A 21,529-nucleotide genomic window follows, 5' to 3' on the forward strand; every position below is an offset into this window, starting at 1 on the left:
GCTCGTTGATTACTTGCTTGCACAACCCTATTAACTAAATTTCAAGATGCCAAAAACCAGTTGGGTCGCAGTTGTGTAACCCGTGAATTAGGAAGACTTGATTGACCCTTTTCGGATTCAAAATAAACAAAAGTTGCTCTTCCGTCTCCAAAACCGTAGGTACTATGGGTAAAAACAATCTTTATTGAGTTTGCTTCCTTCAAAAGCTCAATCTTGCCACTTCTCGACAATCCTGCATAAGCATTGGGTAGCTCTATTATCTCCATACAGCTAATCGGTTCTGTAGGGGATTGAGATTCAAGCTGAAAACAGTTCCCATTGCCTTTTAGTTTTCCAGATTCTACTAATTGAACAATATATTCCCTTTGCCTAAAAAACTGGTTGAAGTTGTTTTTGGGGTAAGACATGCTCATATTATGGAAGTTTCCTATGAACACAAATGCTGTGCAAGCTGACAGTACAAAAACCATTATTTTATAAGGCTTCTTGGTCTCTTGGTTTTTTCTGGTTTTAACTCTCCAACGTAGTCTTGCTATTGTCAGAAGATCGATCAGGATTAGGGGTGCCAGTAGAAAAAGAAGCGTAAATGCAAAACTGACACCAACAACGGGTTCATAGATTCCCCAAAAAGGAAAAACTTTATATACAAAAAATATGTTGATTAAACAGATGATTCCTGAAAAAGTTAAGGAACAATAGTCTGCAAAGCTTAAAGATTTTTTGCTGATTCTGGAGGGGACAATTGGTTCAGTCATGGCTATAACTCCTGCTCGTAGAGTTTGTCCTAGCTTAGGGCAGGTGGCAGTGATGACTAAACCTGATTCCTACTGAAGTTGCATCCATTACAGATTCTTGTCTGAGATAGAAATGAGATTTAGGGAGGTCTACCAGATCCAACTTATTTCCTGGAAATGACGGATATACGCTCCCTAAGAATTAGGGCACCCACAAGAGATGCCCTACAGCTACTTATTGAGAAGTTATAGCCGACAAGAGTTTACTGTTTAGGTAGCACCTGCTTCAGCGCTGCGACGAGGCGATCGACGCTTTCAGGACGGCTGTTGTAGCCCATCAGACCCACCCGCCACACTTTGCCTGCTAGTTCACCTAAACCACCACCAACTTCGATATTGTGCTCATTCAGGAGTTGACGAGCGATCGCTTTGCCATCTACACCTTCTGGAATCCGCACCGTAGTTAGGGTGGGGAGGCGGAACTCGCGCTCGACGTGGGGAGCCAGGCCGATCTCTTCTAAGCTTTGCCAGAGGTATTCCACATTCTTTTGGTGGCGCTGCCAGCAGTTTGCCAATCCTTCCTCACCAATTAGGCGCAGTGCTTCTCGCAGGCCATAGTAGAGGTTGATCGGTGCGGTGTGGTGATACACGCGATCGCTACCCCAATATTTGCCCAGCAGGTTCATATCCAGATACCAGTTCGCTACCTTGGTCTTACGCTGCTGCATCTTCGCGATCGCCCGTGGTCCCATTGTGAAAGGAGAAGCCCCTGGAGAACAACCCAGGCCTTTTTGGCTGCAACTGTAAGCCAGATCCACTTTCCACTCATCTAAGAAGATAGGTACACCACCCAGACTGGTGACGGTGTCGAGCAGCAACAGGCAGTCGAACTCGCGGCACAAATCACCCACGCCTTCCAGAGGTTGGCGTGCTCCGGTGGAAGTTTCAGCATGCACCAAAGCCAGAATTGTAGGACGGTGAGTTTCTAGAGCCGTGCGGAGTTCTTCCAAGGAGAAAACTTGGCCCCAAGGCTTGGTGATGCTGCGAACATCCGCGCCGTAGCGTCCAGCCATATCGACCAAGCGGTTGCCAAAGTAACCTGCGACACCCACCAGCACCACATCCCCTGGTTCAACCGTATTGGCAAGGGTCGCTTCCATTGCTGCCGTTCCCGTGCCACTAACTGCGATCGTCAGTTGGTTTTCGGTTTGCCAGACGTAGCGCAACTGCCCCTGAATCTCGTCCATCAGTTGCAGAAAAGCTGGATCGAGGTGGCCCACTGGCGTTTGACTCATGGCAGCGAGCACATCCGGGTGAGCATTGGAGGGGCCAGGCCCCAACAACAAGCGGGTAGGAGCGGCCAGAGGAGCGAGTTGCAATCGCTGAGCGTCGTTGATGGAAAGTGTTAATGTCATTGTCGGTTCTAAAGTTATTCAGCGCATCAAGCAAGGCATACTCTCAAGTCTAAGGTCTGGTTGGACTCGAACCAAACCGCGTTAGGTTTCATTATTTGAAGAGTTTGCTGATCGCGGAATCTAAATGTAGCAATCTGTAGTCTAGGGAGCCATCTCTCTCTTCAGCTTTAACCACTATGAATCCAACCTCTCAGGGAATCCCCTCTCTCCCTGACCTCACCCATCCCCAGGAGTTGATCCAGTTCGGGGAGCAGGGAATGAAGTTGTTTCTGCTATTTGTTGTCCTCACAGGTCTTTTGGGAGTGGCGATCGCGCTGCTCAATTTCTCCTTAGGTCGCCGCACCAAAATTCTCTGGACAGAAACTTGGATAACTCAATACGGCCTTCTACTACGAACGGTGCAACATGCCACTTTAATCTTGCTGATTGCAGTCAGTGGCTTTTTTCTCTGTTCTACCCTGGCTAATCGTTATCACCACTGGGAGCAAGCCCGAATCGCCGCGATCGCCAGCAATGTTGCAGGAGAACGCCTAGAACATACCGCTCCGCAACTGCGATACACCGTAGAGGAACCTTATACAACCACCACGGTGATCAATGGGCAAGTTGTGGAGGAGAAACGCACTCAAGAAGTCAGCCGCTTTCTCACGCCCAAGCGCACTCAGGTAGATGTCACGCTACAGCAAACTACTGACCCCGCCAACAACCGTCTCCTTTATCAGGTTGGCTTTGATGGCAACTATGAAGTGGTCAATACTTTAGAAACTGCTGATGAGTTTTTCTTTGAGACTCAACCACCTGCGGGCTACACCATCCTGCAAGACTACCGAGTAGAGCGAAATGGTCAGCGTTTACAGCCTTCTCAGCAAAGTAACTATAGCTTCCCCTTACGCTTGGGTGCGGGTGAGACCGCTCAGTTTCGTATTACTTACCAAGCATCAGGTGGTCCACGCTGGGTCTACAACGCAGGCTCGCAGTTGCTCTCCAATTTCCGGTTAACGGCATTAGCCAATTTCCCTGGCGCACAATTTGCCAGCGGTATTGTGCCTACCAAAATGCAACCGGAAGGGCGCGGCACTCGCTTCACCTGGGAGTTTACCGATAATGTCTCGGTATTAAATCCCTTTGGTGTCTTTACCGCCACCGCTCCAGTCCGCAATACAGGTGTGTTGCCTCGCTTGCTGCTCCTGGCTCCTCCTCTACTCCTCTGGTGGCTCTTGGTGCTATATCTCTCCGTACCCTTGAGACTGCGAGATGTGGCGATCGCCTCTGGAATTTTCTTCGCCAGTCTCTTGACCTTAACCTACCTCAGCCGCATTATCCCCGGTGCTTTTGCCTGGGCTATCTTGGCTCCTGTGGTGCTGATTCTGTCCTGGGGCTTGGGGAGAAACCAACGTGCCTCGATTGCTGCTGCGATCGCCACCATTAGCGGAGCCATTCTCCCTGTGTTTGGCTTACTGGTTCCTTTTACAGGTCTGACGCTAAGTTTGGCAGGACTACTGTCGGTCGTTTGGCTCACCCTCCGCCACTGGTACGGTTGGCAACCTCGCTCTCTCAGGTAACTAACAGCTAGACTGCAAATAGTGTTCGCAAAAAACTCTACCTATGCAGTTGCAGCTCAATAACTTCCATATCAAGCTTTTGGCTGCAATCTTCATGGTGATCGATCATGTAGGAGTAGTTTTCTTTCCCAATGTCCTAGCATTCCGGGTGGTGGGTCGTCTCAGTTTTCCTTTATTTGCGTGGCTGTTGACCCAGGGAGAACAGCATACCCGCAACATTGAGCGCTACCTTATCAGGCTGCTTTTGTTAGGCATTGTTAGTCAGCCATTGTATGTGGTGGCTTTGCAGGGTGAATTCCTCAATATTCTATTTACGTTGATGTTGGGGGTAGCTATGTTGCGGTTGGGTCGTCGCTATCCAGAGCAACGTTATTGGATTTGGGCGGCGAGCATGGTGGCGGCAGAATTGCTGAAGTTTGAATATGGTGCTTACGGGCTTGCGATCATTGGGCTGTTATCCCAGTTTCGCTCTAGTTATTACTGGTGGGGGATTTGGCTGGGATTACATCTCTTTTTGGCGATCGCATCGAGCAATTTTGGCTTGTTTCAACTGCCTGCTGTTGTGACTCCGTTGTTGCTGCTGGTCACAAACCAACAAAAAGGACCGACGGTGCGTTGGTTTTATACTTTCTACCCAGCTCACTTACTGCTGATCTGGGCTATAGCTCGTAGCCAGTAATAAAGCGATCGCATATTTCAGTCAGCAATAGTGGGACAGTAGATAGCCTACTGCCGTAATCTACTGAGCGAAATGAGCCAGCTCAGCCGACCATTCTAAAGCATTCTTGAGGTCAGCAATTTGCCTACCTTCCGCTTGTAAATAGTCAAAGAAAGTTCGAGCTACCACAGAGAGTTGCTTGCCGCTGGGATGAACCACATACCAGTGTCGCAAGATCGGGAAATGCTCAACGTTTAAAATACTGAATTGACCGTTATTTCCTTCTAAATTTAAGCTATGGAGTGAAAGCACAGAGATGCCTAAACCTCCTGCGATCGCCTGCTTAATGGCTTCATTACTACCAATTTCGAGCTTAACTTTAATCGGAATTTCATAGCGATCGAATAGTTCCTGCACCACTTTTCTAGTTCCAGAACCCGGCTCCCGCATAATAAACGGTTCTCCGGCTAGCTGTTCTAGGGAGATATGTTTAGCGTCAGCTAAGGGATGATTGGGAGGAGCCAAAACCACTAAAGGATTTTCTACAAAGGCATGAGATTGAATGTCAAGATGCTCTGGCGGCTGACTCACAATATAGAGATCATCCAAGTTGGCTGCCATCCGCTCCATTACCCGTTCGTGATTGGTCACCTTCAATGAAACATCAATGCCGGGATATCGTTGGCAAAACGGGCCTAACAATCGCGGTACAACGTACTTAGCAGTTGTAATAACTGCGAGCCGCAGTTGGCCCTGCTTTAGCCCTTTCATGTCTGCTACAGTCATTTCTAACATAGACAGACGTTCAAAAATTTCTCGGCAGGTGACGAGGAGGGTTTGCCCAGCATCCGTCAAGAAAAGCCGCTTGCCAACCTGCTCAAATAACGGCAATCCGATCGCTTGAGAAAGCTGCTTGACCTGCATGGAGATCGTAGGCTGAGTCAGAAAAAGTTCCTCAGCAGCACGAGTGAAACTACAATGGCGAGCCGCCGCTTCAAAAACTTGGAGTTGGTGCAGCGTAATTTGTCTCACAGGTACTACTCCTAGACGGGTGGTGTTGCTCTTATAGAGAAAAATCTATGAAAAGCATTTACAAGCTCGAATATTGTTTATACATTATCAGCATATCATCTTAGTCAAGTGAAGCTAAATTCCTGCTAAAACACTGCAACCTCCTGAAAAAGAGCAAGTTGTGATTTTCAGTTTGCAATGAAGTAAACTTTGCTGTCGAATTGATCCGGTTTTTGTTTCTTCTTCTAAGCTGAGAGATAAGAAACTCCCACGTCGAAGTTTCTCAGACAGTGTCAGAGTGAGCAGTTTCTATTCTGTTATTCACGCCCCAATACTCTGCGCTCCTCCAGCCCCAAATGTAGATTCTTACTGCTTTAGACTGTTTTTGCAGAGTATTGCCAAAATACCTTCTAACTGCTGACCGTGATGCTGTTTCTCAGCGCTAGTTCATTTAGCTACAGCGCTCGACTCTGTTGTAAGAGGATCTGACATCATGACACAAGGTGCTGCCCAATTCTTTAAAGCGGCTACACAAGACCAAGCCCTACAGAACAAGCTGAAAGCAACTTCTAATCCGCAGACCTTTATTGAGATTGCGGCCCAAAGTGGTTATCAATTTACTCTAGAGGATCTCAATACGGCAATTGAGCAACTTTCAGAAGCAGAACTCGCAGCTATGATTAACCCTGGGATTGGTCCACGCCAACATATATTGCCTAGGTAAATTACAGGTAAATTACTTGGGTTTGATTAAACACCCCACCGTAGAGAAGTGAGATGTTTAATCGTTCGCATTAGCTACACAGAGCTAGTCTCAGAAACCAGCCTGAGTAATATGTGGGTAAGTAGGCCAAACGATCGCCCTATAATTTGGATCTCACTTTTGGTCTCCCTGGCGATTGCTTAGGTTTGGTCTTTTAACTGAAATGTTTTTCTAAAAATCCACTGCATTAAGCTGGGGAAGAGGCGGCTCGCTGCAATTGACATATTTGCAGAACCGACAATTACCTCAGCTTTTTTATGGGCGATCGCGTCCCAAATTGCCTGAGCTACATCTTCTGGCTTCTCGACAACAGGCACCTTAAGGACTTGTTCGAGCTGTTCTTGACGAGCCTGCCGATCTTGCTCATCTTTCCCCCGGAAGATAGCCCGCTGCATAAAGTCACTGTTGATCACGTTAGGATAAATACCTGCAACATGGATGCCTTTAGGAGATAGCTCCGAATGCAAAGACTCCGTCAAACCAGTTACAGCAAATTTGGTCGTGCAGTAAGGAGTTAAATAAGGAACTGATACTTTACCACCAATGGAACTAACATTGACGATGGTGCCAGTGCCGCGCTGAAGAAAGTGTGGGAGTAGAGCCTGAATAGTGTAGATATAGCCCCACAAGTTGAGGTCGATCGCTTGGTGCCAGTCTTCTAAAGAGAAGGCTTCGATCGGGCCAGAGAGATATATTCCAGCATTATTAACGAGGACATCAAGATGCCCATAGTGCTCTAGGGTCTTTTCAACTAGTGTGTTTACCTGAACTGGGTCTCTCATATCCGTTACTACAGGTAATACATCTCGCCCCAGCGATCGCACTTCACTGGCCGCCGCTTCGAGTCGGTCGCTATGACGTGCTGCTAGGACTAAGTCATAACCTTGGCGGGCTAAAAGCAGGGCTGTCGCTTTACCAATTCCTTCAGAGCTACCTGTAACTAATGCTGTAGGAGCCATAACGTTTGCACATGAACATCGTTTTACTCTTACTAGCTTGTGTAACAGTACGTTAAAAACCCTCTCACTTTCGCCGGATTTTGCTTGGACTCGGTGTAAACGCAAATTACTTAAGCTTAATCTAACAATTTAGCCTTGATGTGACTCTGAAATGGCAGATTTTGGGAATTAATGAGTCATGGTAGGATTACGGCTTTCACGTTAAAGTCAGAGTCAGCTCTCATTTCACCTTTAAACTAGGCTAGGAGATAACCTCAGTTGAGATGGCTCGATTAAGTCGCATGAATCAATGGGGCACTGCGCTAGTGAAATGGGTGGTACGCATAATCCATCGCTTCAGAGTGAGCAAACACAAAAAACCACAGCGATCGCCTCAACCTATCTCCCCAAAGCCTGCTGTACCTGCTCCTCCCATCCCTAGCAATGAAGCCGAGCGTCTAGAAGCTCTAAAGCAATACAACATCTTAGATAGCATGCCAGAGGAGGCATTCGATGAGCTAACAGAGTTGGCGGCCCAAATCTGTGGTAGCCCAATTTCGTTGGTTAGCTTAACAGACTCGCATCGGCAGTGGTTTAAGTCCAAAGTAGGCATAGATGCCGTGGAAGTTCCGAGAGAGCAAGCCTTCTGCGCTCATGCGATCGCTAAACCCGATGACTTGTTCGTGATCCCCAACATGCTAGAAGACGAGCGCTTTGCCGAGAACCCACTCGTCACCAACGACCCCAGTATTCGCTTTTACGCAGGAACGCCTCTCGTTACGCCAGATGGTTTTCCATTAGGGACTCTTTGTGTGCTCGATCGCATTCCCCGCAATCTCACCCCAGAGCAACGAAAGGCGTTGCAGGTGCTAGGTCGGCAAGTGATTGCCCAAATGGAACTACGATTGCAGATTGAAAAGCTAGAGCGCCAAATTAATCGGTATCAGCAAGCTGAAGCCCAATTGAGAGCCTCAGATCAGCAAGTCGTAGACCTTCTAGAAGGCATGACGGATGGTTTTTGGGCCTTAGACCGTCAGTGGCGTTTCACCTTTGTCAACCAAAAAGCGGGTCAAATTCTCCAGAAATCACCCGAAAAGTTGCTAGGAAAAGTCATTTGGGACGTTTTAAGTGACTTAGCAGGTTCAAAATTCGATGAGGAGTTTCACAACGCGGTAACTCAGCAGGTTAGCGTTAATTTTGAAGAGTTTTATGCTCCCCTAGGTCGTTGGATTGAAGTTCGGGCGTTTCCATCCTACGAAGGCCTATCTGCTTTTATCCATGACATCACAATCCGGCGGGTGATGGAAGAAGCTTTGCGCTATCAGCAAGAGCAAGCAGACCGTCTCCTTTCTAACACCTTACCTGCCCCGATCGCCAAGCGCCTCAAACTTCAAGAAGATACGATCGCCGATAGTTTCGAGGAAGTTACGATCCTCTTTGCCGATCTAGTCAACTTTACCCAATGGGCCAGCGAAATCACCCCGACAGCATTGGTTAGTTACCTAAATGAAATTTTTTCTGCTTTTGATCAACTCACTGAAAAACATGGGTTAGAAAAAATTAAAACGATTGGGGATGCCTACATGGTGGCTGGAGGATTACCTATCCCTTCTGATCATCATGTAGAGGCGATCGCGGAGATGGGACTGGATATGTTGAGTGCGATCGCCCAATTCAATGCTAAGCATGGAACGAATCTCAACCTATGTGTTGGCATCAATACTGGTCCTGTGATAGCAGGTGTGATCGGCACCAAAAAGTTCTCCTATGATCTGTGGGGAGATACCGTCAACATAGCGAGCCGCATGGAGTCTCACGGCCTACCTGGTAGAGTGCAAGTGACTGAAGCCGCATACCATCACTTAAAAACTCACTATACTTTTGAGAAGCGGGACATCATTGAGGTTAAAGGCAAAGGGTCCATGCAGACTTATCTAATAACTGGCAAGAAAACTTAAACCTAGATTTAGTCACTTTCTTCCGCCAGTGACTGTTCAAGCCGCTCAAACTAAGCTTAGTTCACCTTCGCTTTAAAGCGCACAAAGCCATAAGAGCTTGCAGGTGTGCCTGAAGCGGTTGCTCTTAAGAGGGTGCCAAGGTTAACCACAACTGCCCCATTACCATTAGCACTAGTATTTGCAGCAGGACAGGGTTGAGGGCTGGTCCCACCTACTGGAACGGGGACTGATGCACCAACTACATAGAAACCACCTGCATCTCCATCAACCAAATCGGTGTAAGAAACTTGAGCACCATTAACAGAAGTCGCAATACTACGAGTTGCGCCCGCTGTTCCGCCTGGGGCTGCCGCTACAGTGCTATAGGCATTTGCCACCAAGGTTTGATTCAGAGGCACGAGATCACATAACACTACGTTTTGGGCATCCGCTCCACCATCAGAGAGGAAGTAAATGGTGTACTCTACTACATCTCCAGACCGTACAGCACCTCCATTAATTACCCCAGCCAAAGAGGTACTGGTTGGGGAAGGCCAGTTCGTAGCGTTGTCATCGGTTGTACCCGTGCCGTCTACGAAACCTGTTCTATTCGTAGTATTGATTGCGGTAATTCGCTTGACTAAGCGTAGTTGAGAAACACCAGCGATCGCATCACTACCAAAATCATTGGTGTTATTTTTATCTCCACCTCCAGAAACAGTAGCTGTGTTGATAGTAGCTGCGGACGAATCTCGCCGAACTGTAATGGTAAGGGGGTTAGCAGAACTGCTACCAGCAATGACGTTGCTAGTGGTACAAGTCACTGTAGTGTTCGTGGCATTGAAGCTACAGGACCAACCTGCCCCTGCCGCTGATTGATAAGTTAAACCTGTAGGTAACTGATCGGTGACCGTGATGGTGCCTGATGTAGCTGCAAAGCCAATATTTTTTACAGTGAGTAGAAAGCTGCTGTTTTGGTTTAACAGAAATTTGTCAGTGTGAGTTTTGGTGATCGTTAAATCCGAAGCGTTGACGTTCACATCTGCCGATGCTGCGTTATCTGTAAGATTTTGATCCACGTATCCAGCAGGTGGAGCAACCTGAGCTGTATTAGGAATAGTGCCAGTTGCTGAGGATGCCACAGTTCCAGTAATAGTAATAGTGGCAGTACCACCGCTCTTTAAGTTGAGAAGCGCGCTAACGTCATTACCTGTTGTAGTCAGGGTACAAGTACTACCCCCACTGGGGTTACAAACAGGTGCCAGAGTAGTCGAAACGGTAATGGCTGGGTCAACAATGTCGCTGAGTTTTGCTCCTATAACATCAAAACTACTATTATTGGTAACTTTAACTGTGTAGGTGATATTGCTATTAGGGCTAGCACTGGTAATCGGGGTGCCAGGGCTACTCGCTAGCCCAACCGTTTTAGTAACAGCCAAGTTAACAGGCGCATTAACGGTTGTTGTGTCATTAGATGTGTTGTTACTCGCAACCGTATCATTGGCTGTAGCCACTGTAGCAGTGTTAGAAATTGTGCCTGTTGTATTCGGCTTAACGGTTAACGTGATGTTGCTATTTGTTTTAGGAGCTAAAGAACCAGAGCTAGTACAAGTCAATGTTCGATTGGCTAAGACATAGTTACAAGTCCAACCATTGCCAGTCGCAGAAACATAGTCTAGAGATGCAGGCAGTACATCTGTAACGGTGATGGTTCCAGTAGTAGAGAGTGTCCCTGCGTTTGAGACGTTCAGTGTGTATTGCCCGTTAATACCATTGGCAAAAGTGCCAACACGGGTCTTCTGAACCATCAAGTCAATGCCAGTCGAAGGTGCAAAGGCAGTCACAGCAAATAAGTTTGCGCCTGTGCCAACGTCAGCATTGTAGTGGTAACTACTTCCAGAGAAGTCATAAATAATGTTAGTTAATGCGCCGCTACCCGCTGATAAAATTTTAATTGTATAAACGGTTGTGACGTTATCACCTACTTTCTCACCCACATATCCACTGGGAATGGCTGGGTTATTACAGGTTAGGTTGTTGTGATAGTAAGTACTACTGGGATTGTTTTCCCAACCGCAAGCATCGGCATAGACAACGTTATTGGTTGAGCCAGACGGAGATGAGTAGGTCGTAGAAACGGAAAGTAGCTGAAAAAAGCCAGGTAAAACAGGTAGGAATGACAGCTGTTCGTAACCACCAGGAGCTGTGTGTCCCTTGACTGTATATTGAACAATGTCTCCTACAAAGACGGTGCTGGGGCCAGAAATGCTATCAACTGCGTTTCGTGATTGAGAAACGAGCTTCTCAACATACAATTCTCGGTTTTGAGGTGTCGTGATAGTTCCTAACCCCGTGCCAGTGGCCGAAATATAAAACTGCTGCCTGGTGCTAGCGTTAGCAAGGGTAGAATAGGATGCTCTATCACGAGCAATTTTTACGTTGAAATAGAAGTCAGAGCAGTTACTGGGCGTGGGGCCTGTATTCCCTGGAGGATGGGACGTAGGGCCTGCGGGTAGCGAAGGGATAGAGAGTGTACTAGCTCCTACTAAGCTGATATAGCTACTGCCTCCAGTTTTTACAAAGGAAGCTGTGACATTGGTTGCAGTAGCATCACCGACATTACAAACGCGCGCTCCTTCTAGAAACTGATCAGGGCCTGCTCCACCGAGCATTTGAGAGGCAACGCTATCTAGCCCAATTACGTTCCAGGTAATTGGAGTGATAGTGAGTTGAGGAGCGGCGATCGCTGGATTAGCAATCCCTAAAGTGGCACCCGCTAGGGCCAGCGCAGCAGAAGCCAGGAGCTTGAGATTAGGAAAGCGTTGAAGTTTCATAGCTTTATCATTCCCCACTACCACTAACAGTTGCAGATGCAGCCGGAACTAATTCGGATGTTGTAGATGTTGTTTCCGAGGTTGCAGTTGTATGCGCTAAATGACTAGAAGAATGTGAGGCAACTGGCTTAGTTTGGGGCTGTTGCTGAGGCTGAGGTGCTTTCTGTAAACCAAAACCATCAAACAATTCATTCAGTTTCACTGTGAGGCCGAGGTAAGGACCATCCACTGAGCGAGAACCACTGAAATCGCGATCGCTAGCACGGCCAAATCCATATCCTGCTGCTAGGCGCAAGTTGGGAGTCATATAGTAGCCTGCCTCAATGTTGAATCCAGTTTCGCTATAGCCTGTGTTGGGTTGATTGATCCAGCGAGCTTCTCCAACCACATCCCAGCTGTAGCCTAAACGGTAGGTGGCTCGGAGCTGGGCGAGGGAGACACTGCTAGTACCCACTAAATCTTTAGCCAAATAGGTGGAGCTATGACGAAACGCATATTTTCCATAGAACTCCCAGCGCCAGTTCGGTGCGTAGATCGCTTCTGCTGCGAGGAGATGCTCCTCAGAACCAGTGCCATTGCCTAGCAAGAGAGAATCTGGAATTATGGAAGGATTCTGGCGATACTCATAGCGCAACAGCGCATTGAATTTATCGCTATGAATATCACGGTAAGCCAAACCGATTTTTAGATCTTTGGTATCTCCCAAATCAGATAACTTTTGGTTAGCAGCACTCGCTTGGTGGTAGCGAACTAAAGCGGTGAGAGAAGGAGTGATCTTGCCTGTGGCAGCCGCAGAAATTACAGTATTGCTGCCTTCAGAGGAGGAGCGGTGTTCGTAACGAGCACTCGCTTGGAACTTAGGATTGTCAGTGTATTCTAAACCAACACTGTAGCTATCTCCAGAAGCCAATGCTAGAGAAGAAGCACTCTGGCCTGATGCAAAGGGCTGAAGGAACTGAGAGCCCGCAGCCGTGCGACGCGAGTAGTTACCAAACACATGCTCATAAGCTAGATCCATGCGGAGACCTGGAGCAATGTTCCAGCGCTGGTTGAGGCCCACTGCGCCCTGCATCTTCATGCCGTCAGCGCCACCTAGCAAAGAATAACGTCCGGTCAAGGTGGTGTCAGAACCGAGCTTGTAAGAACTGTTGACATCCAAGCTGGTAATGGAATTTCCAGCATATTGACCCCGAGTAAAGAATTGCTGAGCCAGACGCACATCGACTCCAGGCATCGGCTTCCAATCCAGACCGACAAGGGTGCGATCGTTGTAGACGCTATCTACCTTGCCTGAAAGAGTCATCTCGTTTTGGGCTAGGAAAGTGAGGTTACTGGCGATAGGAACCGTCACGCGAGAACGCAACTGATCAGAAGTGCCGCTGAGATCAGGATAGAGACGATCTTCGCGATCGCGGTGAATCCAATCTACTGTGAGATCAGATTTGCCAATTTTCTGTTGAATGCCAGCTGAGATTGTGGTGAGAGAATTATCCACCTGGCTACCAGGAATGGCGGTAGAACGAGGCGCAAACAAATCTTCTAAGGTATCGAGGGAACGGGGCGCAACGCCATAGTTATCTTCATGGTCGTACTGTGCCCGGAGGTTGGTGGTATCGGAGAGCTTGCCTGTAACCTGAGCGCCGTAACGAGTTTGACCAGGGACAAAGCTAATCGTGGCATCATTAGCGAATCCTGGGTCAGCTGCTCGGTAATAAGCTCGGCCTTGAATGCCTTTAGCGATTTCTCCCTGAGCTTCTAAACGGTAAGCTGAACCGCTCACCTTGCCCATCACTTCAGAGTCGTTTTTAGAATGAGCGTATTCTGCAATTAGTTGTCCCTTAGAACCTAGATTGATGAGGGCATCTGCTCCGTAGAGTTCAAAATCCCTGATTCCTTGGTTCTCTTTGAGATAAGTTGCACCGAGCCAGCTTTCATGATTGAGGGTACGGTCTAGATGATATTGAACTCGGCCACCGTAGATGTTACTGGTACCTTGACCTTCATACTGGTAAGTAACGACAATCCGACGAACCAATACCTCACCTTCGTCACTAATATCAGTCCGGAGGATGGGTTTGCGGAAAATGACAGAACCGCGATCGTAGTCGATGTCGTAGTCAGGGCCTCGGTTGAGAGACTGGCGATCGAGCACTGTGCCAGGACGATTCAGTTCTTCTAGCTCAATAAAGACATTTTCACTACCTGGGACCAACAAGCGACGAGAGAGGAAGTAGTAGCCACTGGTGCCATCGGGTGCGATCGTATCTCTTTGGAAGCCTTCGACGTTGTTGCCGTAGAAGCCAGTTACTTGCAGATCACCGATGTTGTAGTTGGCTTTGAAGCCATGCAGTTGGCGAGTGAACGCAGTAAATTGTTGAGATTTGGTAGAAAACTCGTTGGTGTTATAGTCACCCCACATGGCATAGTCGGGAGCGGCACCCGCAATTTTAGCGGAGCGCTCAACCCGCAAGTACAGGCTATCTTTAGAAGGCGTGAGGTTATCAACACGAGAGCTATCACCATATACAGGATAGTTCTGCTCACAAAACTGTGTATCTCGGTATAGGCGGCTGTTAGCATCGCAGGTTTGGTTGAGGTTGCGATCGCTATTGTAAGCTCCAGTAAAGAGCCAATCGCCTACCTTACCAGTGGCAAATACAGACCCACGCACATCTAGCTCTGTAGAGTTATCGCCATCACGAGGGAGATAATCGCGGAAGCTGCCGTAGTAGTCGCTGCCTCGTCTGCCCAACCGCACATCAATTACACCTGTTGCGATCGAGGGACGCAGATTCGTTTCAAATTGAAGTTGGGTAAAAGCTTCTAACTCACCAATATTGGCCCGGACTGTTACTGTTTGAGCTTGTAAGCTGGAGCGCAAGTTGGCTGTAAACTGGCCTTGACGGGCTTGTACCTGAAACCCAGGCTCATCGGTTTTCGCATCGGCACCAACGAATTCTCCAGCGCTAGTACTTAAGGTAACGATCGCATCTCGATTAGAACGGTTACCTTTGCCATCTAGTAATTGTCCTTGCACTGTAGCGGTAGAACGGCTATCCGCAGGGATACGAGTCTCAACCGTCTGTATACTCAGCTGGGTAGCCCTACCCCGAACTTGTACCTGAACTGCCACGGGAATACCAGCAACTCCATTGGTGGTAGGCTGAGCGGTGATGGTATTGTCTCCCTCTTTCAAGGGCACACCATACCAAGTTTGGGTGATGATACGAGTTTTGGTATCTGTTTCTGTGCGCCCAACTGAGGTGGTGCTAACAGTCGCTCCATTTGCTTGCAGTTGTACCTGTGTACCTTCCACAAATTGCAGAATTACTGTCGTCGCAGGGATATCTAGAACTGTGTTGGTCGTAGGCGTGAGAATCTTGACTTCTGTAGGAGCTACAGGAGCAGCAGAGCTGACATTCTCAGGAGTTGTAGTAGGGGTAGGTGTAACCGCAGGAGCGACATCAGCCGGAGCACTTTCAGGCGTAGTTTCAAGAGCTGGCTGAGTCTGGTTGTTGCTTTCTGAGGCAGAAGCGGGAGTATTGTCTGGAACTGGTGATGCTTGAGCGCTGGGAGTCGTGGTCGCTGGCAAAGGTGAGGCAGTCTCAGTAGCAGCCGTAGCCTCTGAAGCCTCTGATTTGGCATCGGGAGTCGTGGCAACGGGAGCGATCGCTTGAGCCGTAATTAAGTTATCTGATACTTGAGGTGAGAAGATTAGAGGGTGAAGCGCTTCATTGCCTGAAGAAATAGTAACTGGCTGTATAGATGCCTCTGGAAGAGGAATCTCAAATTCTGTGCTTGCTTGGGCAGCCAAGGGAGACCCAATTAGACCTACAGTTCCGGTGATAGCTCCGAGCAAACCAAGCTTTAGGGCGTTAATTTTAGAACCTGTAGGCTTCGTAGTCATCTCTTGCTCACAGCGGATAGAGGTTTGTGAAATAAAGATTTCCTACAGAGCTGGCAGATAACTAGGAGTGTTTCAGGCTGGGAAACTCGGCTATGTGCGGTAGGAAAAACTGGATATCCCTAAGATAAGATTTAAGCCTTCTAAACACTTGCGCTGTTTTACTGGACTGTTGTCAGCCTTTTAACTTATCCCTGTGAGAGCAGTAGTATATTCACTGGTTTTTGGTTTCGCTGGAAGCTGGGGTCACTGCGAAGTTCATTCGGACCAAGCCACCTGGTTGTAGATGCACTAGGCGAGATTGGCTATTGCGTTCTTTGACATAGAGATTGGGGGCAAAGGTGTAACCGGAGACGCTCGTGAGGTCCAGCACTCCAGTACGATAACCAGAGATCACATTAGAAACGGAGAACAAGCCGTTGGGGTCGGTGGTGATACGGTTGCCATCATCCATGAACACTACAGCATTGGGAACACCTGGTTCACCTCGTTGTTGTTCGCCATCAAAGTTTTTGTCTACGAAGACGCGACCAATGATGGTGCCACAATCGGACAAAATACCAGAACGAATCCGGAGGCGATGAGTGGCAGGTCCATCTTTCACACCTTGGCGGTTATCAACGCGATCGCCACTGACAACCGCAGAGTTGAGACCTGTGCCACGTACCGCATCAGGTGTGAGAACAGCGGCGTAGGCAATGTTGAGAACCGCACTTTGATTGTCAGCTTGAGGCAGTAAGGAAACATTGGGCTGAAAGGTAACAGTTGAGCCATTCTGGTTCGTTGTGACTGCAACTGGTTGGTTGGCAATTTCAGCGCGAACTGAGTCAGGTCGGAAGTTGAACCCAACTGGGAGAGTATCTGTAATCACGACATTGTCAATTGCCGCAGTCGCCAAATTCTTGACCGAGAGCCGATAGATAACGGTGTCTCCTGGCTCTGCTGCCGCGCGATCGCCTGTTTTAATAATTTGAACGCCTTGAGACTGACATATGTCAACATCAACATCGAGCAGCGCTAAGACTAAGCCTGCACCTTCCGCATTTTGAATATTAATAGTCTCACTCACAGAGGAGCGATTGTCAGTGCTACTGATGGGTTTACCATCTAATGATGTAGCAGTATAAGAGACAGTATCGTTGGTGCGGGCAGTAATGATGATGCGGATACGACGCTGGCTATAACCTGTATTCTCTGGCGGACTAATGACGAGAATGTAAGCTTTACCTACATCTATCTGCCCACGCTTGGGATCAAGAAGGAAATTGTAGGTTCCTTCATCACTATCGGTAAAAAAGAAAGGATTATTATTTTCGCTATTGGGTGCAATACCAGCAGGAATACCGTTGTTGGCAATATCAGGCAGCTCAGTTTTGGTTAGCGATACCAAACCGTTTAAGCTTGCACCTGTGGGATCGCCAGGATTCGTTTCATAAATTCCCAGGCTGAAACCGTCGTAGCTGCTCAGCGTCTCTCCAGCACAGCCACGGATACGCCCAAAGGGATCAACTAAGCGATCAACGCTGGTACTAACTGGGGCAGAATTTCCTTGAAAGGTTTTTTGGGTAACAGAATCGCTATAGGTGTAGCTGGCTTGGTTAGAGAGTTGAGTCGTTGTAATGCCTTTAGCCAGAACAGGAAGTGAATGTTGTAAGCTGCTTGCCACCGTGATCGCAACTGCCCACTGGCTCCAGTTTTTAAGTGAAAATATATGTTTTTTGGAAAGTGGCATCACAGTAACGGATCTCCTTGTCAGCCCAGAAGGGGTAGCGATCGCAAAGGCACAAGTATCCCTGTGCAGTCAGTTGTAAACTTCTCTGACTGCTTGTTGGACATATGAAATAATTTGAAAGCTTTAAATAAAAGAGATAAAAAGAGAAATTTGAGGGCGAGTCTGAAAGTGTAGAGCGATCACCCTCAAGCTTTTCTTAGCGAACTTTGACTTGGTAAGTTGCTTTCAGAGTGCTCTTGGCACCCACTGCTGAGCCAATTGTCCAACGGATATTGGTGTAAGCTTCAGCGGGAGCGGGCTTCATGACGACTTTGCCATCAGCTTGCTTGACTGACACTTGGGGTTGAGCTACAAAGCTCTTGCCTTGGTCGATGCTATAGGTGATTTGAGTTCCAGCGTTAGGGCTGATTGCTGCCGAACTCATGACATAAGCCATGCCTTGAGGCACAGGCTGGTTTAGCTTGAGGTCCTTGATGGGGCGATCGCTCTTGTTTTCGCCAGTCAAGGTGTAACGAAGCACGTCTCCTGGCTGCACGGTTACATTGCCTTTCAGCGCTTCCCAGGTAACTTTCTCTTTACCTTGCTGATCTTTTTGCACAATTTTTTTGTCAGCGCTCAGAACTAATTGCATCTGAGCTTGACGTTGATTGTTTTGAGCAATCTTAGTACCAGGATTTAGCCAACTAGCGGATACAGGTAGTTCGTTAACGAAGGGAATGGAAGCAACGAGGGCGATCGCACTTAAACCGATGAGAGAGGAGCGTTTCATAATTAATTCTCGCAGTAGTGTGAGGGACTTGTTGGGAGATGGGGGAAGGGAGAGGTGATTGGGACACTCCACTTAAAGTGCCCCAATCTTGACTAACGGAGCTTAGTTGCTCATCTTGCGACGAATGTCGAGTTTGCCAGATGCACCAGGTGCTAGGGAAGAAATAGTGTCTACATACTTGGTGATGTTGGGATCAGTACCAGTCGTAACAATTGTTCCACCAGCATCAATACCAGAAACGTGAACTGTATCCATGATGGTATTTCCATCTTGGTCGAGCGCCCAGTTGTTACCACCTGTGGTGCCATCCTCTACAATTTGGAGATTGGTGGCATTGAGAATGGAACTACCCGTGGTGGCCGCAGCAGTCTCGGAAATGTTCTTGTAGGAAATCCGATACTCAACAATACGTCCTGGCGTGAGTTTGCCTGTTAAAGCAGTAGCATCTGTGGTGAAAGCTTGAACAACGGTGGTGCCATCAGCCTCTAGGATTTGAGCTTCTTTGTACATTGCTACATAACCTAGATAAGTGCGCTCAATCGTGAGGTTTTGAGGCTCTGTTACCTGAGCAATTCCATCATTGTTGCTATCTACAAAGGCGAGGATAGGCATTGCATAGCCACCAACCACAGCAGCAGTCGGGCTTGTGAGATCACCTGGAGTTGTGAGATCAGTTGAGAGCTTCGTGCCAGCAGGTAAATCTACAGTAACTGTGTAGTTAACAGGCGTTCCAGGAGCGACGCTTACAGTAACTGGTGTACCAGTCCAAGCAGTACCATTCCAAGTGAAGGTTCCAGTTGTACCTCCCGCAGTAATAGTTGCCGTGGTTCCAGCAGGTACAGTGCTACCTGGTGCGTTAGGGCGTAACAGGAAGGTAGCAGGAGCATTACCAGTGTTGCTGAGCGTATTGGTGAAGGTGACTACGCCTGGATCGTTAGCAGTGCTACCAGGTTTGCTATCGGTCGGTGCCACAGCTTTGTTGGTGAAGTCAGTGTTGTTATTGGTGCCATCACCTGTAGCAGCCGCATTGCCATTCGTTCCATTCAGGACACCAGCGACGTTACCGATCACACCATCTAGAGTGGCGCTATCTTCGCGAGTGCCATTGACAGGAGCACCTGCTACTTCACCAGGCACAGTGCTCGGATCAGTGTTGTCATTGGTGTAGATGTCTAAAGCTCCATTAGCTGCATACACTTGGTTGGTGCTGGCAGGATCGACAGATTTACCGTATTCCACCGTAACCGTTCCAGGAGCAGCATTAACGGCGATCGCAAGGACAACTCGGACATTAATAATCCCGTTAGCCGCGATTGAACCAGTCAGTAATGGAGCACCACCAACTGCGATAGTTTGGTCATCTGCGTTGCCCAATACGCCGTCAGCGCCAGCGGTGATGATCTGGCTGATAGATGCGCCTGCTGCACCTGTACCAGTGATGCTTGCAGTACTAGGTAATACGAGCCGAGTGGGGTCATTACCAGTGTTGGTGATTTTGAAGTCGTAGTTAAGCGTGCCACCAGGTTGAGCAGAACCAGGAGTATTTAAAGCGCTGACATCAATACCTGCAACCTCGGCTACTGTCACGGTAACAGTGTTGGAGGTAGCGCTGAGAGTCGTGCCAGTGCTTGGATCTGTATAGCTCGCAGTTGCTGTGTTGCTGATCGTTGTGTTTGCTGCGGGAGCTGCTAGAACCGGAGTAACCAGTTGAAACACACCACCTGCAATAAACAATCCTGCAACTAGGGAGCGGTAATTAAATTTAGGCTTGACGCTAGTTCTATTGTTCGACTTCACTCTTTTCACTGGATAATGCCTCTTGTATTACTTTGACTAATCCTTTTGACCAGGATGTGGAAGACTGCGGGAACCTTGGAAAGCTAGAATTCTTATTCTCTTGACTACAAGCTTAAGCAGAGATGTTATTAACAGTTAGCCAAAATACTAGGCTTTAAGTATCAGTAATTCACACCAACTTCAAAGAGATAACCTGAACTTTTAAGTACAATCATCAACTTAAAGCTTTCTGCTCTAGGAACCTTAAAAACTAGTATTCGCTGTAAATCAAAAAAACGACTCAGCAGAATAGCGTATGTCTTCTCAGCACAATATGCAAAGCTCTTAAAGTAGTTAAGACTCTCTCAGTGCATAGGCTTTATGAATCAAAATCAGTGTAAATAAGGATTTTTTAATCGAGATGAAACAGCTTAAGAAATAAATAGAAAAGCTACTATGACTGTTAATTTGTTATTAACTTGCAGGCTATACAAACAATCGGATTTAAGTATTTTCATCTCTTTGAAGGCTGCTGACCCTATCTTCAAAATCTAAAGCCAGTAATTCTACTATTTTGATTTCAATAAAACCCTTTCGGGCCATTGCCTCTGGATACAAAACTTAACCGAGCTAGATTTTGCGCGGTAGGATGCCTTTAGATCTTTTTGAAATGCACCCTTACTTATGCGCTTTAATCACAAAACAGTTATCCTTACAGGTGCTTCAGATGGAATTGGCCGAGCACTCGCAATTACGCTGGCCCAACAGCAAGCCAACTTAGTCTTAGCTGCTCGGAATGAGGTAGCTCTGACAGAAACTGTAGAAGCCTGCAAACAACAAGGAGGACGCGCGATCGCAGTTCCAACAGACGTAACTGACCCGGATGCTTGCAAACGTTTAATTGATGAATCCGTTCAGCAGTTTGGCGGAATTGACATCCTTGTGAATAATGCTGGTATCGGCGCGATCGCTCGATTTGAAGAGGTTACAGACCTCTCTATTTTTGAGCAAGTAATGCGAGTTAATTATTTAGGTGCCGTCTACTGTACTTATCATGCACTGCCTTATCTAAAAGCCAACAAAGGATTGTTAGTGGCGATCTCTTCGCTATGCGGTAAGCAAGGAGTACCCACGCGATCGGGATATGTGGCGAGTAAACATGCCATGCAAGGATTCTTTGACACGCTCCGCATTGAACTGCAAGGAACAAGCGTAGATGTCTTGGTGGTTTCTCCAGGATTTGTTGCTACGGATATCCGCGAACGGGCTTTAGGTGCAGATGGTAAACCTTTAGGACATAGTCCCAGGGACGAGGGGAAAGATACGATGCCTGTAGAGGAATGTGTGCAGCAGATTATCCGCGCGATGGAGCGACGACAGCGGGAAGAGGTGATGACGCTGAAAGGCAAAGTGGGGCAATGGTTAAAGTTAGTCGCACCCAACTTAGTCGATCGCCTAGCCGCTAATGCAGCTCGAACCCAATAAAGAGATTGGAT

The 21,529-nt window shown here is 47.7% G+C and carries 14 protein-coding genes; 5 read left to right on the plus strand and 9 right to left on the minus strand.

What is annotated here, in order from left to right:
• Positions 1-41 precede the first annotated feature (41 nt).
• Positions 42-755 carry a hypothetical protein gene (locus H6F90_RS19465; protein WP_190553935.1) on the minus strand — a complete coding sequence of 238 codons (714 nt, stop codon included), beginning with the start codon at positions 753-755 and terminating at the stop codon, positions 42-44.
• Positions 756-997: 242 nt separating this feature from the next.
• A complete protein-coding gene (locus tag H6F90_RS19470) occupies positions 998-2,149 on the minus strand; it encodes an alanine--glyoxylate aminotransferase family protein (protein ID WP_190553936.1) in 1,152 nt (383 codons plus the stop codon).
• Positions 2,150-2,325: 176 nt separating this feature from the next.
• Between H6F90_RS19470 and H6F90_RS19475 the strand changes: the two genes are divergently transcribed.
• Together H6F90_RS19475 and H6F90_RS19480 are read left to right on the plus strand one after the other, a co-directional pair.
• On the plus strand, positions 2,326-3,711 hold the full coding sequence (locus tag H6F90_RS19475) for a hypothetical protein (protein WP_190553937.1): 1,386 nt from the start codon (positions 2,326-2,328) through the stop codon (positions 3,709-3,711).
• Between the two features lie 43 nt (positions 3,712-3,754).
• Positions 3,755-4,390, plus strand: coding sequence for a TraX family protein (locus H6F90_RS19480; protein ID WP_199296043.1), 636 nt, complete (start codon positions 3,755-3,757; stop codon positions 4,388-4,390).
• A gap of 60 nt (positions 4,391-4,450) precedes the next feature.
• On the opposite strand, the gene H6F90_RS19485 is transcribed toward H6F90_RS19480, so the two are convergent.
• A complete protein-coding gene (locus tag H6F90_RS19485; RefSeq protein ID WP_190441840.1) occupies positions 4,451-5,401 on the minus strand; it encodes a LysR substrate-binding domain-containing protein in 951 nt (316 codons plus the stop codon).
• A gap of 472 nt (positions 5,402-5,873) precedes the next feature.
• Here H6F90_RS19485 and H6F90_RS19490 point away from each other — a divergent pair, with 472 nt between their 5' ends.
• Positions 5,874-6,104: a Nif11-like leader peptide family natural product precursor gene (locus H6F90_RS19490; RefSeq protein WP_190441838.1), complete on the plus strand. Its 231-nt coding sequence runs from the start codon at positions 5,874-5,876 to the stop codon at positions 6,102-6,104.
• 179 nt (positions 6,105-6,283) lie between these two features.
• Here H6F90_RS19490 and H6F90_RS19495 read toward each other — a convergent pair whose 3' ends face one another.
• Positions 6,284-7,102 carry an SDR family oxidoreductase gene (locus tag H6F90_RS19495; protein ID WP_190553938.1) on the minus strand — a complete coding sequence of 273 codons (819 nt, stop codon included), beginning with the start codon at positions 7,100-7,102 and terminating at the stop codon, positions 6,284-6,286.
• Positions 7,103-7,365: 263 nt separating this feature from the next.
• Between H6F90_RS19495 and H6F90_RS19500 the strand changes: the two genes are divergently transcribed.
• A complete protein-coding gene (locus H6F90_RS19500; protein WP_199296044.1) occupies positions 7,366-9,039 on the plus strand; it encodes an adenylate/guanylate cyclase domain-containing protein in 1,674 nt (557 codons plus the stop codon).
• A 56-nt stretch (positions 9,040-9,095) separates the two neighbouring features.
• On the opposite strand, the gene H6F90_RS19505 is transcribed toward H6F90_RS19500, so the two are convergent.
• The 5 genes from H6F90_RS19505 to H6F90_RS19525 form a co-directional block, all read right to left on the minus strand.
• The gene (locus tag H6F90_RS19505; RefSeq protein ID WP_190553939.1) at positions 9,096-11,852 is read right to left on the minus strand and encodes a DUF11 domain-containing protein; all 2,757 of its coding nucleotides are present in this window, start codon (positions 11,850-11,852) and stop codon (positions 9,096-9,098) included.
• A gap of 7 nt (positions 11,853-11,859) precedes the next feature.
• On the minus strand, positions 11,860-15,759 hold the full coding sequence (locus tag H6F90_RS19510) for a TonB-dependent receptor (protein ID WP_199296045.1): 3,900 nt from the start codon (positions 15,757-15,759) through the stop codon (positions 11,860-11,862).
• Between the two features lie 211 nt (positions 15,760-15,970).
• A complete protein-coding gene (locus H6F90_RS19515) occupies positions 15,971-17,488 on the minus strand; it encodes a DUF11 domain-containing protein (protein WP_190553940.1) in 1,518 nt (505 codons plus the stop codon).
• Positions 17,489-17,684: 196 nt separating this feature from the next.
• Positions 17,685-18,257 (minus strand): DUF11 domain-containing protein, encoded by a 573-nt coding sequence (locus H6F90_RS19520; protein ID WP_190553941.1) that lies wholly within the window; start codon positions 18,255-18,257, stop codon positions 17,685-17,687.
• 102 nt (positions 18,258-18,359) lie between these two features.
• Complete coding sequence (locus H6F90_RS19525; protein ID WP_190553942.1) at positions 18,360-20,054, minus strand: hypothetical protein; 1,695 nt, start codon at positions 20,052-20,054, stop codon at positions 18,360-18,362.
• A 663-nt stretch (positions 20,055-20,717) separates the two neighbouring features.
• Here H6F90_RS19525 and H6F90_RS19530 point away from each other — a divergent pair.
• Positions 20,718-21,518 carry an SDR family oxidoreductase gene (locus H6F90_RS19530; RefSeq protein ID WP_190553943.1) on the plus strand — a complete coding sequence of 267 codons (801 nt, stop codon included), beginning with the start codon at positions 20,718-20,720 and terminating at the stop codon, positions 21,516-21,518.
• Positions 21,519-21,529 lie beyond the last annotated feature (11 nt).

The organism is Trichocoleus sp. FACHB-591 (assembly GCF_014695845.1).
Classification (GTDB): domain Bacteria; phylum Cyanobacteriota; class Cyanobacteriia; order FACHB-46; family FACHB-46; genus Trichocoleus.

Bases quoted from the DNA above. Each gene is read 5' to 3' on its own strand.
- H6F90_RS19465 (WP_190553935.1), bottom strand. From the start codon at position 755: ATGACTGAACCAATTGTCCCCTCCAGAATCAGCAAAAAATCTTTAAGC.
- H6F90_RS19470 (WP_190553936.1), bottom strand. From the start codon at position 2,149: ATGACATTAACACTTTCCATCAACGACGCTCAGCGATTGCAACTCGCT.
- H6F90_RS19475 (WP_190553937.1), top strand. From the start codon at position 2,326: ATGAATCCAACCTCTCAGGGAATCCCCTCTCTCCCTGACCTCACCCAT.
- H6F90_RS19480 (WP_199296043.1), top strand. From the start codon at position 3,755: ATGCAGTTGCAGCTCAATAACTTCCATATCAAGCTTTTGGCTGCAATC.
- H6F90_RS19490 (WP_190441838.1), top strand. From the start codon at position 5,874: ATGACACAAGGTGCTGCCCAATTCTTTAAAGCGGCTACACAAGACCAA.
- H6F90_RS19495 (WP_190553938.1), bottom strand. From the start codon at position 7,102: ATGGCTCCTACAGCATTAGTTACAGGTAGCTCTGAAGGAATTGGTAAA.
- H6F90_RS19500 (WP_199296044.1), top strand. From the start codon at position 7,366: ATGGCTCGATTAAGTCGCATGAATCAATGGGGCACTGCGCTAGTGAAA.
- H6F90_RS19505 (WP_190553939.1), bottom strand. From the start codon at position 11,852: ATGAAACTTCAACGCTTTCCTAATCTCAAGCTCCTGGCTTCTGCTGCG.
- H6F90_RS19510 (WP_199296045.1), bottom strand. From the start codon at position 15,759: ATGACTACGAAGCCTACAGGTTCTAAAATTAACGCCCTAAAGCTTGGT.
- H6F90_RS19515 (WP_190553940.1), bottom strand. From the start codon at position 17,488: ATGCCACTTTCCAAAAAACATATATTTTCACTTAAAAACTGGAGCCAG.
- H6F90_RS19520 (WP_190553941.1), bottom strand. From the start codon at position 18,257: ATGAAACGCTCCTCTCTCATCGGTTTAAGTGCGATCGCCCTCGTTGCT.
- H6F90_RS19530 (WP_190553943.1), top strand. From the start codon at position 20,718: ATGCGCTTTAATCACAAAACAGTTATCCTTACAGGTGCTTCAGATGGA.